This window comes from Actinomadura madurae (assembly GCF_047130825.1).
Classification (GTDB): domain Bacteria; phylum Actinomycetota; class Actinomycetes; order Streptosporangiales; family Streptosporangiaceae; genus Spirillospora; species Spirillospora madurae.
The window spans coordinates 5,565,980-5,583,054 of sequence record NZ_CP083237.1; the positions used below are offsets into that span (position 1 = coordinate 5,565,980).

General features: G+C 73.6%; 16 protein-coding genes. 9 read left to right on the top strand and 7 right to left on the bottom strand.

Annotated elements, in window-relative coordinates; all coding sequences use genetic code 11:
- Positions 1–35 precede the first annotated feature (35 nt).
- The 4 genes from K8Z49_RS25105 to K8Z49_RS25120 are packed head-to-tail and all read left to right on the top strand — an operon-like array spanning position 36 to position 3,390.
- The gene (locus K8Z49_RS25105) at positions 36–830 is read left to right on the top strand and encodes an SDR family NAD(P)-dependent oxidoreductase (protein WP_024934799.1); all 795 of its coding nucleotides are present in this window, start codon (positions 36–38) and stop codon (positions 828–830) included.
- Between the two features lie 54 nt (positions 831–884).
- Entirely contained in the window at positions 885–1,673 is a 789-nt protein-coding gene (locus K8Z49_RS25110; RefSeq protein ID WP_111830609.1) for an SDR family NAD(P)-dependent oxidoreductase, read from the top strand.
- On the top strand, positions 1,673–2,542 hold the full coding sequence (locus K8Z49_RS25115) for a fumarylacetoacetate hydrolase family protein (RefSeq protein WP_021599161.1): 870 nt from the start codon (positions 1,673–1,675) through the stop codon (positions 2,540–2,542). The genes K8Z49_RS25110 and K8Z49_RS25115 overlap by 1 nt, the downstream gene beginning before the upstream one ends.
- A complete protein-coding gene (locus K8Z49_RS25120) occupies positions 2,539–3,390 on the top strand; it encodes a fumarylacetoacetate hydrolase family protein (protein WP_021599162.1) in 852 nt (283 codons plus the stop codon). Before K8Z49_RS25115 ends, K8Z49_RS25120 begins: the two co-directional genes overlap by 4 nt.
- An 11-nt stretch (positions 3,391–3,401) precedes the next feature.
- Here the strand turns inward: K8Z49_RS25120 and K8Z49_RS25125 are convergent, their stop codons facing one another.
- Both K8Z49_RS25125 and K8Z49_RS25130 read right to left on the bottom strand, forming a co-directional pair.
- Complete coding sequence (locus K8Z49_RS25125; protein WP_021599163.1) at positions 3,402–3,809, bottom strand: hypothetical protein; 408 nt, start codon at positions 3,807–3,809, stop codon at positions 3,402–3,404.
- A 90-nt stretch (positions 3,810–3,899) separates the two neighbouring features.
- Entirely contained in the window at positions 3,900–4,316 is a 417-nt protein-coding gene (locus K8Z49_RS25130) for a PGPGW domain-containing protein (RefSeq protein WP_024934798.1), read from the bottom strand.
- A 129-nt stretch (positions 4,317–4,445) separates the two neighbouring features.
- Between K8Z49_RS25130 and K8Z49_RS25135 the strand changes: the two genes are divergently transcribed.
- The 5 genes from K8Z49_RS25135 to K8Z49_RS25155 all read left to right on the top strand — a co-directional run bounded on the left by K8Z49_RS25135 (position 4,446) and on the right by K8Z49_RS25155 (position 11,763).
- On the top strand, positions 4,446–5,531 hold the full coding sequence (locus tag K8Z49_RS25135; protein WP_083598385.1) for an acyltransferase family protein: 1,086 nt from the start codon (positions 4,446–4,448) through the stop codon (positions 5,529–5,531).
- A gap of 239 nt (positions 5,532–5,770) precedes the next feature.
- Entirely contained in the window at positions 5,771–7,195 is a 1,425-nt protein-coding gene (locus tag K8Z49_RS25140; RefSeq protein WP_033330952.1) for a bifunctional cytidylyltransferase/SDR family oxidoreductase, read from the top strand.
- Positions 7,196–7,310: 115 nt separating this feature from the next.
- Complete coding sequence (locus tag K8Z49_RS25145; protein ID WP_021600027.1) at positions 7,311–9,116, top strand: CDP-glycerol glycerophosphotransferase family protein; 1,806 nt, start codon at positions 7,311–7,313, stop codon at positions 9,114–9,116.
- Between the two features lie 38 nt (positions 9,117–9,154).
- Positions 9,155–11,152: a glycosyltransferase family 2 protein gene (locus tag K8Z49_RS25150; RefSeq protein WP_412515375.1), complete on the top strand. Its 1,998-nt coding sequence runs from the start codon at positions 9,155–9,157 to the stop codon at positions 11,150–11,152.
- A complete protein-coding gene (locus K8Z49_RS25155; protein ID WP_111830612.1) occupies positions 11,149–11,763 on the top strand; it encodes an acyltransferase in 615 nt (204 codons plus the stop codon). The genes K8Z49_RS25150 and K8Z49_RS25155 overlap by 4 nt, the downstream gene beginning before the upstream one ends.
- A gap of 5 nt (positions 11,764–11,768) precedes the next feature.
- Here K8Z49_RS25155 and K8Z49_RS25160 read toward each other — a convergent pair whose 3' ends face one another.
- The 5 genes from K8Z49_RS25160 to K8Z49_RS25180 are packed head-to-tail and all read right to left on the bottom strand — an operon-like array spanning position 11,769 to position 17,073.
- Positions 11,769–12,365 carry a hypothetical protein gene (locus K8Z49_RS25160; protein ID WP_152563834.1) on the bottom strand — a complete coding sequence of 199 codons (597 nt, stop codon included), beginning with the start codon at positions 12,363–12,365 and terminating at the stop codon, positions 11,769–11,771.
- Positions 12,366–12,385: 20 nt separating this feature from the next.
- Complete coding sequence (locus tag K8Z49_RS25165) at positions 12,386–13,759, bottom strand: glycosyltransferase (protein ID WP_412515376.1); 1,374 nt, start codon at positions 13,757–13,759, stop codon at positions 12,386–12,388.
- 4 nt (positions 13,760–13,763) lie between these two features.
- Complete coding sequence (locus K8Z49_RS25170) at positions 13,764–14,303, bottom strand: hypothetical protein (RefSeq protein WP_021595828.1); 540 nt, start codon at positions 14,301–14,303, stop codon at positions 13,764–13,766.
- Positions 14,300–15,538, bottom strand: coding sequence for a glycosyltransferase family 4 protein (locus K8Z49_RS25175; RefSeq protein ID WP_412515377.1), 1,239 nt, complete (start codon positions 15,536–15,538; stop codon positions 14,300–14,302). The genes K8Z49_RS25170 and K8Z49_RS25175 overlap by 4 nt, the downstream gene beginning before the upstream one ends.
- Positions 15,535–17,073, bottom strand: a complete 1,539-nt coding sequence (locus K8Z49_RS25180; protein WP_021595830.1) for a glycosyltransferase family 4 protein — start codon at positions 17,071–17,073, stop codon at positions 15,535–15,537. The genes K8Z49_RS25175 and K8Z49_RS25180 overlap by 4 nt, the downstream gene beginning before the upstream one ends.
- Positions 17,074–17,075: the final 2 nt, after the last annotated feature.

A 17,075-nucleotide genomic window follows, 5' to 3' on the forward strand; every position in this document is an offset into this window, starting at 1 on the left:
AGAGTGAAAGTACTGGCGAAAGCGAGGGAGCGCAAGTGGCTGAGGGGTCTTCCGCGACCGAGGCGACGGCGGGCGCGGCGGCCGGCTGGCTGGGGCTCCGCGGCGCCCGGGTGCTCGTCCTCGGCGCGGGCGGGATCGGCGCGGAGTGCGCCCGCGGGTACCTGGACGCCGGCGCGGACGTGACCGTGGTCGACCGGGACCCCGAGCGGCTGGCCGCCCTGCCCGCGGGGCCGGACGGCACCCGGCCGCGCACGCGCGCCGCCGACCTCACCGAACCGGGCGCCGGCGCGGCCGCCGTCCGGTACGCGGTGGACGGGATGGGCGGCCTGGACGTGCTCCTGCACTGCGTCGGCGTCAACGACCGGCGGCCGATCCTGGAGTTCACCGAGGCCGAGTGGGACCGGGTGCTGCGCACCAACCTGTCCACCGCGTTCGGCGCGGCGCAGGCGGCGGGCCGGCACATGGTCGAGGCCGGCGGCGGGCGGATCGTCCTCCTGTCCTCGGTGTCCGGTCACCTGGCGCACAAGAGGCACGGGCCCTACGCCGCGTCCAAGGGCGGGATGAACCAGATGATGCGGGTCATGGCGGCCGAGTGGGCGTGCCACGGCGTCACGGTCAACGCGGTCGCGCCCGGCTACGTCGAGACGGCGCTGACCGCCGGCCACCTCGCCCGGCCCGGCGTCCGGGAGGACCTCGTGCGGCTGGTCCCGGCCGGGCGGCTCGGCACGCCCGCCGAGGTCGTCGGCCCGGTCCTGTTCCTCTCCTCCCCGCACGCGGCGTTCATGACGGGCCACGTCATGTACGTGGACGGCGGACGCACGCTGGTCTGAAGGCTTCCCGGAGCGCGGGCCGCCCCGCACACCGACACGACAGGAAGAAGGCACATGAGCACGGAGCAGAAGATCTTCCCCCGGTTCGCCGGGAAGACGGTGCTGGTCACGGGGGCCGGCACCGGCTTCGGCGCGGAGATCGCCGTCCGCGCGGCGCGGGAGGGCGCCCGGGTCGGGGTGCACTACAACAGCTCCAAGCAGGGCGCCGAGCGGACGGCGGACCGCGTCCGGGAGGCGGGCGGCGAGGCGTTCGTCGTGCAGGCGGACATCTCGTCCTGGGACGCGATCCGCGGGCTGGCCGACGGGGCGTTCGCGCAGGCGGGCACCCTGGACGTCCTGGTCAACAACGTCGGGGACGTGGCGACCGAGCAGATGTCGTGGCGCGCGCTGACCCAGGAGTCGCTGGACCGCGTCATCGACGTGGACGTCAAGGGCACCCTGCTCATGACGCACGAGTTCGGCTCGCGGATGCTCGACCAGGGCCACGGCGCGATCGTGAACATCGGGTCGACGGTCGTGGTGCGGGGCAGCGCGCGGGCCCCGCAGTACGCCGCCGCCAAGTACGGGCTGCTCGGCATCACCAAGTCGTACGCGGCGGCGTTCGCCCCGTCCGTCCGCGTGAACACCTTCGCGCCGGGCTTCATGGAGACCGGCGCCACGCTGGAGCGCGAGGACTGGAAGTCGGGGCGCCGCGAGAAGCTGATCGCGCAGACGCCGATGGGCACCATCCCGCCGCCCGAGGCGGTCGCGGGCACCGCCCTGTTCCTGGCCACCGAGGACGCCGCGCACATCACGGGCGCCTACATGCTCGCCGACGGCGGCTTCAACATGGTCGGCGCCTGATGAAACTGATCACCTTCGACGAGGGACGGGTCGGCCGGCTGGACGGCGACGACGTCATCGAGCTGGACGTGCCGTCCACGCGGGCGTTCTTCGAGCGCGGCGGGACGGCCGGCGAGACCGGGGAGCGGCTCAAGCTGGCGGACGTCCGGCTCCGCCCGCCGATCCGCCCGAAGAAGTTCTTCCACACCGCGGGCAACTTCGCCGACCACCACGAGGAGCTGCAGGCGGTCAACTGGTCGCACCCGGTGCACAAGGGCATCGTGTTCTTCCAGAACGTCGACGCGATCATCGGCCCGGACGACCCGATCGTCTACCCCGAGCACCTCACCCGGGAACTGGACTACGAGCTGGAACTGGCCGTCGTCATCGGCAAGCCCGGTAAGTTCTTCGGCCCTGAGCAGGCGCTGGAGCACATCGCCGGGTTCACCGTCTTCAACGACGTCACGGCCCGCGACATCCAGCGCCGCGAGATGGAGTCGGGGGTGTTCTCGTTCAGCAAGGCCATCGAGACGTTCTGCCCGATCGGCCCGTGGATCGTCACCGCCGACGAGATCGACGACATGCAGGACCTCGCCATGGAGCTACGGGTGAACGGGGAGACCCGGCAGACGGGGCATACCCGGCAGATGCGGGTGTCGATCCCGCACCTGGTCGCCTACCACTCGCCGCAGACCTACAGCGCGGGCGACCTCATCACGACCGGCACGGTCTCGGGCGTCGCCGCCGTCCAGCCGGACCCGTTCGACTTCTACCTGCGTCCCGGCGACGTCGTCGAGGCGTGGGTCGAGGGTGTGGGCACGCTCCGAAACCCCGTCGTCTCCTGGCAGGACGCCCACGGCGAGCCCGCACCGGAACGGGTCGGCTGGTGAGGACCGCCAACCTCGCCGGCCGCCTCGTCCTGGTCGACGGCGGCGCGGCCGTCGACGTCGCCGAGGCGAGCGGCGGCCGGTTCCCCGCCGACCCGCAGGCGGTCTTCGCCGAGTGGGACGCGTTCCGCGACTGGGCCGCGACGCGGGACGGCTCCGGGGGCGCACCGTTCGCGGTCGAGGACCTCGGGCCGCCGGTCCCCCGGCCCGCCCAGGTGTTCGCGATCGGCGTCAACTACGCCGCGCACGCCGGCGAGGCCGGATACCCGCCGGACTCGGCGCCCGTCACCTTCACCAAGTTCCCCAGCTGCCTGGCCGGGCCCGTCTGCGAGGTCGAGCTGCCGACCGGGACCGTGGACTGGGAGGTCGAGATGGTGGTCGCGGTGTCCCGGGAGACCTCCGGCGTCCGGCGCGCGGACGCCTGGGACCACGTCGCGGGCCTCACGCTCGGGCAGGACCTGTCCGAGCGGACCTCCCAGCTCGCCGGGGCCAGGCCCCAGTTCAGCCTGGCCAAGTCGTACCCGGGCTTCGGCCCGACCGGCCCGTGGCTGGTCACGCCGGACGAGTTCGGCGACCCGTCCGACCTGGCCATCTCCTGCGCCCTGGACGGGGCGACCGTGCAGAGCGCGCGGACGTCGGAGATGATCTACGACGTCCCCGAGCTGCTCGTCCGGCTGTCGCGGGTGTGCCGGCTGTACCCCGGCGACCTGATCTTCACCGGGACCCCGTCCGGCGTCGGCAACGCCCGCACCCCGAAGCGCTTCCTGCGCCCGGGCGAGGTCCTCGTGAGCGAACTGGAGGGCGTCGGCCGGCTCACCCAGCGGTTCGCCGCGGCACCGGACGGCCGGTGACGCGGGCGAGGTCATCCGACGTGGGCGCCCGACCGCGGTTCCGCGCGCTCCTTTCTCCCGACCGTGAAGAAGCCGACCAGCGCGGCGATGGTCGCGATCGCCTCCCCCGCGAAGCTGATCGTCTTGTCCGCGTACCACGACGGGTCGTACATCCGCGGGATCGGGCCGAGCTGCCCGAAGTCGACGAAGTAGTAGAGCAGCACGGCGCCGGCCGCGCTGGCCGCCACGACGAACGCGAGCGCGTACGTCCACTTGCTCGCCCACACGAGGACGAGCACCGCCGCCACCGCCGCCGCGATGGCCTGCGCGCGGAACAGGTCGTCCCCGGGGATCACGTCGTCCGGCGTGTTGGGCCCGGGGGCCATGTCAGGCGCGAATCGCCAGTGCACGATCGCGTCGGCCGCCAGTCCGGCGGCCACGAGAAGTCGAAGAAGTATGCCCATACCCATTGCACGGTGATACCCGCTCGCCGGATCAACCGTCCGGAACATTTCGGCAAGACCCGGCCATCACACGACCGGGTCACGGCCTCGGCGGGCCCTGACCCGCCGGTGGCTCCACAGCAGCAGGCCGTACAGGATGAGCCCGGACAGGATGAGACCCGACCCGGTGCTCCACCCGCTCAGCGGCAGTTCGGGGACGAGTCCCCAGGCCACGCCCGCCCCGATCAGCGCCAGCCCGGTCAGGATCGACCCCGTGAGCCGCCACCACGAGGTCACGCTCTCCTCGGCGGCCTGGATCGCCCGCTCCTGGACGGGCTCGACGTACCTGTCCAAGGCCGGGAACTCGCGCGCCAAGATCAGCAGCCCCGCCAGCACGAGCAGCAGCCCGGGACCGGGCAGTACCAGCAGCGCGACCCCCGTCAGTAGTACGGCACCCCCGCCGACCAGCACCAAGCCGCGTTTGGTGCTCCTCCCGTACCCCAATGCGCGTCCTCCGTCCAGGCAGGGTCGTACCCCGCGCACGCCCCTGCGGTTACAACGCTAGGTCTAGATCGCGCGATATGCTCCACAGCCCACCCCGCGGATTCGAGTTCTCCATGACCGAGTTCCTCCATGACACAGACATCTGAGGCGTCCGCCGAGGCCGCACCGGCGGTGGGACGATCCGCCGGGCGCCTGGAGGAGAAGCCGCCGGGGGGCGCTCCGGCACCGCGGGGCCGCGACCCGCACCTGGACAACGCCAAGTTCCTGGCGATCCTGCTGGTCGCGGGCGGGCACGGCCTCTCCGGCCTGCGGGACGTCCCGTTCGCCGCGGCGATCTGGAACTTCTTCTACCTGTTCCACATGCCGCTGTTCGTCATGATCAGCGGCTACCTGTCCAAGCGGTTCACGCTCACCGACGACAAGGTCGCCCGGCTCGTCGGCTCGACGCTCGCGCCGTACCTGGTCTTCCAGTGCGCCTACAGCCTGTTCGCCTGGGCGGTGGGCGGCCGGGAGTTCAAGGTCGACGTCCTGGACCCGTACTACCTGACCTGGTTCCTGCTGGCGCTGTTCGTGTGGCGGCTGCTCACCTCGGTCTGGCGGAGGCTGAGGTACCCGCTGGCCACGGCCGTGCTCGTCTGCCTCCTCGGCTACATGACCGACATCGGCAGCACGCTGGACCTGTACCGGATCCTGGGACTGGTGCCGTTCTACGTCCTCGGGCTGACGCTGTCGCCGGAGCTGCTGGCGCGCCTCCGGCGTCCGGCCGCGCGCGTCGCGGGGGCGGTTGCCCTCGTGGCCGGATTCGGCCTCGCCTTTCTCACCCACGACCGCATGAACGCGCGCTGGCTGAACTGGGACACCTCCAACGCCGAGCTCGGGGTGGACGAGCTGACCGGCACGGTGATGCGGCTGGCGCTGCTCGCCACCGCCGCGGCGCTGATCGCGGCGTTCCTCGCCGTCGTCCCGTCCCGCCGCACCTGGTACAGCGACCTGGGCGCCGCGACCCTGTACGGCTACCTGCTGCACGGGTTCCTGACGCGGCTCTTCACGTTCGAGGGGTGGAACGACCTCGCCTGGTTCGACACCGTCCCCGGCGTCCTGTCGGTGGTGGCCGCCTGCTTCGCCGCCGTCACGCTGCTGAGCACGAAACCGGTCCGGCGGGTGACGCGCTGGGCCGTCGAACCCGATCCGCGGCCATTGTTCAGCAGGATGTGACCAGTAGGTCACTGACCGTCCCGGTAGATAACGGGAAGATAACGGCAAACTTCAAGATCACTGAATTTCCCGCAAATTCCCAGAGGCCCGGGTACTGTGGGCCGCAGTTCTCTCCCTGTGTGGGTCGTCAGCCCTGCGACCGCTGCGCTACTCGCGCCCCTTCAGATCCCACAGGTCGACTGCAACACGTTCGATTGGCACGTCGTTTCGGCATGCCATGTGGAAGAAGGACGGTCGCATTGGTCAAGGCATCGCAGGGCGAACATCGCATCGTCGCCGTCGTACTGGCGGGCGGCAGCGGGCAGCGGATGGGGCTCAGCACCCCCAAGCAGCTCCTGAGAATTGCAGGAAAAACGATTCTGGAGCACACGCTCGGCGTGTTCGAAGAAGCCCCGGACATCGACGAGATCCTCGTCCTGATGAACCCCGGATTCCTCCAGGACGCGGCCGAGTGCGTCCGGAAGGCCGGCTGCACCAAGGTCACGGCCGTGCTCCCCGGCGGGACGTCCAGGAACGCGACGACCCAGCTCGCCCTCGACGCCCTCGCCGACCACCCCGGCGAGACCACCAGCGTCCTCTTCCACGACGCGGTGCGCCCCCTGCTGTCGCAGCGCATCATCCACGACTGCGTCACCGCCCTGCGCGAGCACCGGGCCGTGGACGTCGCCATCCCCTCCGCCGACACGATCATCCAGGTCGAGGACGACGTCATCGTCGACGTGCCGCGCCGGTCGAACCTGCGGCGCGGGCAGACCCCGCAGGGGTTCCGGCTCGCCACCATCCGCGCCGCCTACGAGAAGGCGTGGCGGGACGAGGCGTTCGAGGCCACCGACGACTGCTCGGTGGTGCTGCGCTACCTGCCCGGCACGCCGATCCACGTCGTCCCCGGCGACGAGCACAACATGAAGGTCACCGCGCCGGTCGACATGTTCGTCGCGGACAAGCTGTTCCAGCTCGCCTCGTCCGACGCCCCCGACCTGTCCGAGGAGGAGTACGCCGGGGCGCTCGCCGGCAAGACGATGGTCGTGTTCGGCGCCAGCCAGGGGATCGGCGCCGCCGTCTCCGAACTGGCCCGGGGGTACGGCGCCCGCGTCTTCGGCTACAGCCGCGGCACCACCCGCACCCACGTGGAGCGGCCGGACGACGTCGCCGCCGCGCTGGCGCAGGCCTACGGGGCGACCGGGCGCGTCGACCACGTGGTCAACACGGCGGGCGTGCTGCGGATCGGCCGGCTCGACACGATCGGCTCCGAGGCGGTCGAGGAGGCGCTGCGGGTCAACTACCTCGCGCCGATCCACATCGCGCGCGCGGCGTTCCCGTACCTCGCCAAGACCGGCGGCCGGCTGCTGCTCTACACGTCCAGCTCGTACACGCGCGGCCGCGCCGACTACAGCCTCTACTCGTCCGCGAAGGCGGCCACGGTCAACCTGACCCAGGCCCTCGCGGACGAGTGGTCCGCCGACGGGGTGCTGATCAACTGCATCAACCCGGAGCGGACCAGCACCCCGATGCGGACGGCCGCGTTCGGGCAGGAGCCCCCGCACACCCTGCTCAGCGCCGACCAGGTCGCGAGGACGTCGCTGAACGTCCTGCTGTCCGGCCTGACCGGGCAGGTCGTCGACGTGCGCCGCGAGGACCCGCTCGCCGCCGTTCGCGCCGGCTGAGCCCGCTCCCCCCGCCCGGCGGGCGGCGCCCGGCACGCGGGCGCCCCGGCCGGCCCTCCCCTTCTCCCACCCCTCCCGGCCTCGACAGGCCGTGCCGACCAGACGGAGGTGTGCCGTGCGGCGACTCGTCTCCCGGTACTCGACGCTCGTGCGCTATTCGACGGTGTTGTCCCTTCCCGTCATGCTCATCCTGCTGACCGTGGCGGGGGCGTCCGGCTCCCCCGCGTTCTTCCTCGGCGCCATGGTGCTGTGCTACCTGGCCGAGCAGGCCGTCCTGCGGGTGACGCCGGACGCGGCCCGCGCGCTGCGCTGGGGGCAGATGCCCGCGGGCGCCCGGGTGCTCGCCCGGCAGGCCGCCTTCGTGCTGCTGCTCGTCCAGGACGAGGACGCCGGCACCCCCACGGTCACGCTGGCGGCGGCCGGGTTCGTGCTCCTCGACTGGATCAGGGCCGTGGCGCTCGCGGGCGCGGTCGCCGTCCGCCGCGCCAACCGGCTCCCGTTCGTCTCCCGCAACCTCGGGCCGAACGAGCCGGCGCTCCCCCGCGAGCTGCCCGAGTGGCAGACGCGCCTCATCGGGCTCCTGGAGAGCCGGGCCGACTTCCTCCCCCTCCTGTTCGGCGTCGCCGGCCTGATGACCGGCGTTCCCGCGCTGGTGGCCGGCGGGCTGCTCGCCACCACGGCAGCGGCGGTGGCCGCCCACGCGGGCCAGGCGGGGCGGCTGCGCCGGATGCGCACGCTGCTCACCGCCGACCACGTCGGGCGCGACGTCCAGGACCTCGTGGACCGCTACCGGCCCGAGGTCGTCCTGTACTTCACCGGCCCGCCCGCGACCGTCTACCAGGCCAACATGTGGCTGGACGCCCTGGAGCGGCTCGACCGCAAGGCGCTGGTGCTCGTCCGGTCCGCGGAGGTCGTCGGGGCGCTCGCGCCGACGAGGCTGCCGGTGCTGTGCGTCACGAAGGCCGAGGACATGATGAACTTCGACCTCGGCACCGTGAAGGTCGCGCTGTACCCGGGCAACACCGGCAAGAACCTGCACCTGCTCCGCGAGGAGCACATCAAGCATGTGTTCGTCGGGCACGGCGACAGCGACAAGGGGCCGAGCTCCAACCCGGTCAGCAAGGTCTTCGACGAGGTCTGGGTGGCCGGGCCCGCGGGCCGCGACCGCTACCGCAACTCCGACGCCGGAGTCCGCGAGGAGGCCATCGTCGAAGTGGGCCGCCCGCAGCTCGGCGAGATCACCACCGAGCCGTCCGGCGGGCCCGTCCCGACCGTGCTGTACGCCCCCACCTGGGAGGGCTGGGACAACGAGCACGGCTACAGCTCGCTGCTCTCCATGGGCGAGCGGATCGTCCGCACCCTGCTGGACCAGGGCCCGCGGCTGCGCGTGATCTACCGGCCGCACCCCTACACGGGCCGGCGGCTGCCGCGGGCGGGCGCCGTGCACGCCCGGCTCGTGCGGATGATCGAGGAGGCGAACCGGGACGGCGGCGCGCACCAGGTGGTGACCGGCGCGGACGCCTCCCTCTACGAGTGCTTCAACCGGTCCGACATGCTCGTCACCGACATCTCCAGCGTCATCTCCGACTACATCCCGAGCCTGAAGCCGTACGTGGTCACCAACCCCGAGGGCATGGACGAGACGGTCTTCCGGGCCGAGTTCCCGTCCGCGTCGGCGGCCTACCTGCTCGGCCCGGCCTGCGCCGAGCTGGCCGACATCCTCGCCGTCGCGACGACGCCCGGCGCGGACCCCCTCGCCGCGGAGCGGCGCACGCTGCGCGACTACCTGCTCGGCCCCGAGCACCCGGACGCGATGACGCGGTTCGCCGCCGCCGTCGAGGCGCTGGCGGAGGCCGGGCCCCGCGCGACCCTGCACGGCACGGCCGACCCGGCGATCACCGGGGCCCCGGGCCCGGCCTAGAGTGGTGGCCACATCCGGACTCCGACGGTAGAGGGCCCATGGCGCACCCCTTGGTCAGCGTGATCGTGCCGGTCTTCGACTGCCGGGACACCGTGGGCGGCGCCCTGGAGTCGGTCCTCGCCCAGACCCTGCCGGCGGAGCAGGTCGAGATCATCGCGGTCGACGACGGCTCGACCGACGGCGGCGGCGAGCTGCTGGACGGGCTCGCCCGCGCCCACGACCGGCTCACGGTCGTCCACCAGCCGAACTCCGGGGGCGCGGGCGCGCCGCGCAACCGGGGGCTGGAGCTGGCGTCCGGGACGTTCGTGTTCTTCCTGGACGCCGACGACCGGCTGGGCCCGGAGGCGCTGGAGCGGATGACGGCGATGGCGGAGCGCAACGGCACCGACGTCGTCCTCGGCAAGCAGGTCGGGACGGGCGGGCGCAGGGTGCCGAAGGTGTTCGACCGCACCATCGAGCGCACCCACGTGCTCGACCCGGACTGCGACCTGTTCCCCCGCATGTCCATGGCCGCCCTGCAGCTGTTCCGCCGGTCGCTGGTCGAGCGGGCCGGGCTGCGGTTCACCGAGGGGCTGCTCTCCCACGAGGACCAGCTCTTCACCGCCGGCGCGTACCTGAACGCGGGCGGCGTCTCCGTCCTCGCCGACTACGACTGCTACCTCTGGGCCGCCAGGGCGGACGGGACGAGCAGCACCCAGGTCGGCGGCGCGTCCACCGCCGACGTCCACGCGATCGCCCACCGCGCGATGGCGCTGGTCGCCGAGCACACCGAGCCGGGGGAGCTGCGGGAGCGCCTGCACCACCGCTACCTCCAGCTGGAGGTGTTCGGCCGGCTCGAACGCCTCTACCTCGACTCCTCCGCCGAAGAGCGCAAGGTGGCCCTCACCGGGAGCCGCGACCTGCTGGACACCTGGCTCACCCCCGGCCTCCTGGCCCGCTACAACCCGATGCGCCGGGTGCTCGCCCACTGCCTGCGGCACGATCTCGTCGAGGAGCTGGAGAGGGTCCTGCGGTTCCACCGGAACGGGGTCCGCCCGGCCGTGCTGCTGGAGGCGGGGCGCGCGTACGCCCGGTACCCCTTCTTCCGGGACGGCACCACGGGCATTCCGGACACGTGCTACGAGACGTCACCGAGGCTGAAGTCCGCGCTGACCGGCGTCGCCTGGGACGGCTCCGGGCTGAGGATCGACGGGACGGTCGTGATCCGGGACGTGGACCAGGGGTCACCGGACGTCCATCTGGTCGTGGAGAGCGGCGGCGTCCGCCACCGGATCGGCTGCACGACCGCCCCCGGCGACCTGACCGGAGAGGGGCGGGCAACGACCTTCACCGCGACGGTCGCGCCGGCGTCCGGAGCCTGGGCGGACGGCCGCTGGACGATGGGCCTGGAGGCCGTCCTCGACGGGCACATCCTCACGGTCGAGGTGGTCAAGCCTCGGGGGATGAGCGTCCCGCGCGCCTGCCTGGTCGAGGCGGACGGCCGCTGGCGCCTCGTCCGCCCGCTGCCCGGCCGGGGGCGCGGCACGCTCGCGCTGGAGGTCGGCGGCGGCCTCACCTCCGCCGACCTCGCGGGCGTCGAGCTGCGCCGGGGTCCCGGGCGGCGCCTCCGGGTGCTCGCCGAACCGCCGCCGGTGCTGGCGTCCGGCCCGCCGCCGCGCATGAGCCTGCTGCTCCGGCTGCCGGGCGACGAGACCGTGCTCCGCGCGCCGCTGGCCGCCGATCCGGACGAGCCGGCCCGCCGCCGCGCCGACGTCTCGCTCGCCGGCGCCCGGCCCGGTCCCTGGCGCGCGTCCTTCGAGATCGACGGCGTGGGGGCGCCCGTGCCGGTCCGCCTCGGGGACGGCGCCGGGACGCTCGGGCCGATGGGCGCGTCGCTGGTGCCGCCGCGCCGCATGCACGTCCGGCTCGACCGGAACCCGCTGACCGTGCACGTCACGGTGCCGATGAGGGCACGGCTGCGACGCGCCCGCCGGGGCCTCGCGATCCGGCTCCGGACCCGGGACAATGATCGCGACGTCCAGGAAGGCGGCCCATGACCCACCGGATCACCCCGAGCGCCCAGGTCGACCCGAGCGCCGAGCTCGGCGACGGCACGACCGTGTGGGACCTCGCCCAGATCCGCGAGGGTGCCCGGCTGGGCGCGGGCTGCATCGTGGGACGCGGCGCCTACGTCGGGGCGGGCGTGCGCATCGGCGACAACGTCAAGCTGCAGAACCACGCCCTCGTCTACGAGCCCGCCGTGCTGGAGGACGGCGTGTTCGTCGGCCCGGCCGTCGTCCTCACCAACGACCGGGAGCCCCGCTCGGTCGACCCGGACGGCAGGCTGAAGCGCGGCGCCGACTGGGAGGCCGTCGGCGTGCACGTCGCCGAGGGCGCCTCGCTCGGCGCCCGCAGCGTGTGCGTCGCGCCGGTCCGCGTCGGCCGCTGGGCGATGGTCGCCGCGGGCGCGGTCGTCACCCGCGACGTCCCCGACTTCGCCCTGGTCGCGGGCGTCCCCGCCCGCCGGATCGGCTGGGTGGGCCGCGCCGGCGCCCGGCTCGCCGAGGGCCCGGACGGGACGTGGGAGTGCCCGCGGACCGGCGAGCGCTACGCCGAGGTGCCCGCGGACGGCGCCCCCGGCACGACGGTCCTCATCGAGAAGCGCTGATCCGGTCAGGGCCTGGCGTCGAGGCTCCGGTCCTGCCGCGTCGTCACGGCGAGATGCGGATGCAGGCGCACCAGCCGCCGGCCGAGCGGCACCGACGTCCGGTCCATCACTATGACGCGGGCGAGCCGGTCGGTGCCGATCTCGCGCAGCAGGCGCCGCTGCGCGAGGCGGGCCAGCAGGAGCGGCCGGACGTGCCGGTAGAACGGCACGAACAGCCGCCGGTGGACGCCGCGGGAGGCGCGGCTCCGCACGCGGCTCAGCCGGGCACCGGGACCGCCGAGCCGCGTCACCGGCCGCAGGACGAGGCGCGGCGCCCTGACCACGAGGGCGTGCTCCAGCCAGGGCAGGGGATGTCCACCCTCCGCCCGGTCGAGCCGGTGCAGGCGCACCCGCTCGTCCAGATCCCGCCAGCCGTCCCCCTCGGCCGTCACCAGGTGGACCTCGGCCCCCTCCTCCTCCGCGAAGTGGCCGGCCAGCCCGATGATGCGCGCGTACTGGCGCTTGGCGGACACGGCGGGATCGGGGTCCATCGTCAGCCCGGGGTCCATGGCCAGGACCAGCACCCGAGGTGCTCCCGCGTCGCCCCTGTCACCGTCTCCCACGTCACCGCCTCCCATCGCGGTCACCTGGCCACGGCGCGCCCGCGGGCGGCCAGGTCGGTGAGCCGCTCCACGAGCGGCTCCAGGGTCACGTTCCGCTCGAAGCGGTCGGCGTAGGAGCGGGCCTCCGCCACCTGCCGCTCGTCGAGGCCCGCGGCCGCCTTCGCCGCCGCGGCCATCGAGGCGGCGATGCCGGCCGGGTCGAGCCCGCCCGGGTTGAACCACAGCGGGTAGTCCCGCAGGAGTTCCTCGGCCGCCGACCCGGGCGTGTGGACCGACACGACGGGCCGTCCCGCCGCCATGTACTCGAAGATCTTTCCGGACGTCACGTAGCGCCCGCCCCCGTTGAGGAACACCAGCACGTCGGAGTCCTGGTAGACCCCGGCGAGCGCGGTCTTCGACACCGGGCCCCGGTAGCGCACCCCCGGCGCGAGGACCCGGTCGTCGCCCTCCTCGGCACCGTCCGCCGCGGCGGCGAACCGCTCGCGGAGCCGCCGGTCGGTGTTCTTGAAGAAGCCGAAGTACCCGTAGAAGTCCAGGACGGCGTCCGTCAGGCCGGGAAGCTCCCGGGCGCGGGCGAAGCCCTCGACCAGCGCCTCGATGGGCTGCTGGTCGGTCACCGTCCCGACGTAGGCGAACCGGGGCGCCCGCTCTCCCGCCCGTGCGGCCGGGGGCGGCTCGGCGATCCGCGGGAGCGTGTCGGCGTCCCAGCCGTTCAGGACGGTCATCATGTGCCCGGCCGCCGGGGGGTGGCGCTCGGCGTGCCAGGCGCGCTGCGCGTCGTTGACGAACAGCGCCGCCGCCGCCGACCTCAGCACCCGCCGCTCCCAGCGCCACGCGGGATGCCCGTCCCCGAACCTCGGCTCCTCGGTGAACTGGTCGAGGGTCCAGGAGTCCCGGTAGTCGATGACGTAGGGGGTGCGGGTCAGCCGGTGGAACAGCCAGGCCGCGGCGAACGAGGCGAACGGGTTCCCGGTCGCGAGGACGACGTCGAACCTGCTCCGCGCGTGCATCCGCAGCGCCCGCGCGACACCGGCCCGCGCCCAGGACGCGTAGTGCTCGGGGAAGACGTGCTTCTGGCCCCACGTGTACAGCGACTGGGCGAGCTGAGGGAACGCCCCGCGGAACCCGCTGTACTCGCGCAGGTCCGTCTGCCAGGCGAACCGGTTCAGCTCCGGCCGCACCAGCGTGATCCGCGGGTCGACGGTCGCCAGCAGCTCGTCGTCGACGGAGTCGAGCGTGCCGTACAGGAACGCCAGGGGCGCCGCGAAGACGGTCACGTCCCAGCCCAGCTCGGTCAGCCGGTTGGCGGTCGCCCGCGGGCGGTACACCCCGCTGGCGCGGGACGGCGGGAAGTAGAAGGCGAGATACAGCAGGCGCGGACGGTGTCCGGTCATTGGCTCATCCTCTGGCGGAACGGGCCGGGGGCACCTCGTGGTCGATGGCGTAGGCGGGGCGCGCTCCCGCGTCCGCGATGACGTCCACCAGCTCGGAGACGGTCACCATGGACTGCGGGTCCGCGACGACGACCAGGTCGATGGACCGGCCGCGCAGCAGCTCGCGGCGGACGACCCGCCGCCGGACCGCGACGGGGTCGCGCCGGTAGAAGCGGAGCAGCCGGCGGTCGACGGGGCCGGCGACGCGGCGGCGGTACGCGGAGTCGAGCCGCCGGCGCACCCCGCGCAGCGGCCCCGGAAGGCACGCGCGCAGCAGCAGCCGCGGGATCCGGTACAGCAGGATCCGCGCCGCGGCGGGACGGTAGCGGCGTTCGAGCTCGGGCAGCTCGACGGTGTCGACACCGTCCGCGAGCGGATCCCGCGCCCACGCGGACGGCTTGCGGACGAGCACGGTGGCGCTTCCGCCGTCCGCGACGACCCGCGCCGACTCCCTGGCGACCGCGGGCCGGCGGGTGGCCCCGAGCGCCACGAACAGCACGTTCACGCATCTCCCCCCTTGCCGGCGTCCCCCGTGCCGGCCTCCCGGAACCAGTGCCGGTGGTGCGCCTCGGCGACCGTGCGGTACCCGAAGCGCTCGTCCAGGACCGCGCGGGCCTTCGCGAGGTCGAGGCCGTCCGGGAAGCGGTCGCGCAGCCTGCGGAACCCCGCGACGATCGACTCCGGATCCTCCTCGACCTCGATCATTTCCCCGGCGGCGCTCTCTATTCCCGCGAGTGTCCGTTCCGGGCCGCCGCACCGGGTGACGAGCACCGGCAGCCCCGCCGCCACCGCCTCGATGACCGACACTCCGAAGGTCTCCCACCGGGCCGCGTGGACGAGGAGATTGTGCTCCCGCATGAGCCGCACGGCCTCGTCCGGGGCGACCTCGCCGAGGAACGACACCGCGTGGCCGACCCCGAGCTCGTCCGCCCGCTCCGCGAGCCGGCCGGCGAGCCCGCCCGCACCGGCGACGGTCAGCGTCAGCCCGGGGTCCTCGGCGTGGCACGCGGCGAACGCCTCCACCAGCAGGCCGACCCCCTTGCGCTCGACGAGCGTGCCGACGTACAGCCAGCGGCGCAGCTCCGTAACGGGACGCGGCCGGGACTCCGCGAACGAGATCGGGTTGGAGATCATCTCGATCTTGCCGGCGAGCGCCGGGAAGGCCTCGGCGAGCCTGTCCCGCAGCACGTCGGTCACCACGAAGAAGCCGGTGCACCGTTCCAGGACCTGCTCGTACAGCTCCAGCGAGTCCGGCTGGGCGAGGACCTTGTCGAGGAAGGACGCGTGCTCGGTGACGAACACGCGGGCGTCCGGGCGCGCGTTCTCCAGGGCGGTCCAGCCGCCGCGCAACCCCACGTGCGCGTGGACGACGGGTGCCGGGATCGGCTCGCCGCCCAGGGCCTCGCGCAGCCAGGACGCGTGCTCCCGGGCGAGATCGGCGAACGTGTAGTCCGGCACCGTCGGGACCGGCACGCGCAGCAGCCGGGCGCCCGCGACGGCCGGTGCGGGGTGCAGCGCGACCGGCAGCAGCAGCCGGTGCGCCTCCCGCGCCGCCTCCACCTCCTCCCGCGGCCGGTTCATCAGCCACGCCTCGGTGTGGTAGACGATCACCTCGCCGCAGCCCGGCGCCGTCGCCTCGACCATCGCCTGGACGAAGGACCCCGCCCACACCTGCGTCGGGTTGGGATACCAGGGGGTGACGACGGCGACGTCCCGGTCCCCCGCTCGGCCGGCCGTCATCGGCCGTCGTTCAGCAGCCGGGTGTAGACCCCGTCGAGGATCTCGGCCTGCGCCTCCCACGTCCACCCGCGGAGCAGGTCGGGCCGGTCGTCGTACACGGCCCGGTACCGCCGCGGATCGGCGAGCACCGTCTCGACCGCCCGCACGTAGTCGGCGAGGTCCTCGGCGTGGAAGACCTCGCCCTGCCCGGTGGACTTCACCATGTCGCCCATCGCCTGCACGTCGCTGACGACGATCGGCAGCCGCGCGTGCGAGTACTCGAAGAACTTGGTGATCAGCGCGATCTCGTGGTTCGGCCAGTGGTGGATCGGGATGACGCCGATGTCGGCCGCCGCCAGGAACGGGACGACCTGGTCGAACGGCACGTACGGCAGCGTGTGGACCCGGTCGGCGACGTCCAGCTCCTTGGCGCGGGCGAGCAGGCCCCGGACGTAGTCCGACCGCGCCGAGGAGACGACCAGCGCGACGTGCAGCCGGGGCAGCCGCGGCAGCGCCTCGATCATGATGTCCAGGCCCCGCTGCACGGCGGCGCTGCCGCTGTAGACGGCGATCGGGGTGTCAGGGCCGACGCCGCACAGCTCCCGCATGTCCGGGACGGGGTCACCGGTGGAGGGCTCGCCGCCGGTCAGCGGGGCGTTCAGCACGACCGTCGGCCGGTGCCGCAGGCCGTGACGCTCGACGAGCCGGTCGCCCAGGGCCTCCGAGACGGTCATGACCGCGTCGGCCGTCCCGGCGTACTCGCGCTCGTACGCGCACACGGCGGGGTGCCAGCGCGGCTCGACCGCCCAGGGCCGGATGCCCGGCAGGAACTCGTGGGCGTCCCACACGAGCTTCGTCCTCCGGCCCTTGGCGCGCGCCCGCCGCACGGCGCGCGCGCCGACGCCGAGCATCCGGAAGTCGTTGGCGTGGACGATGTCGGGCTCCAGCCGATCGATGACCTTCCCGTAGGCGCTGTCCCAGTCCCACAGGTTGCGGTCGAGGACGCGCCACGCGCGGTCGCCGAGGAGCGTCAGCCAGAACTTGATCGCCAGCCGCTCCACGGGAGAACGCGGGTCCCTGCGGGCCTCGGCGAGCGCGTCGGTCCGCCGGACGCGCAGCGCCACCCATCGCGACTGGGCCTTCGCCGCGACGCGCCGCGCCAGCAGCCACCCCTTGCGCACCGGCCCGCCGGACCCGGGCGCGAGGCGCGTGGCGGCGAGGTCGGCCCGCCGGGACTGGACGAGCCGGCGCCGGTAGTCCGCCACGTCGGGGTGCGCGTACGCGAGCGGCCGGCGGAGCGTGGCCCGCAGGGCGCCGTGCCTCTTCCTCCGTTGCAGCGTGTGCTGGAGCGGCAGGAGCCGGACGCGGGCGCCGCCGAGCGTCCAGGAGCGGCCCTTCTTCGCCGAGGTGCAGCCGAGGAGATGCACCTCCCAGCCCGCCTCGGCGGCCGACGTCGCCGCCTTCTGCACCCGGGAGTCGCGCACCACATCGTTGTCGACGAGCATGACGACGCGGCCGCGCGGCTTCTCCGGCGCGCTCTCGCCTTCGGTCTGCATGC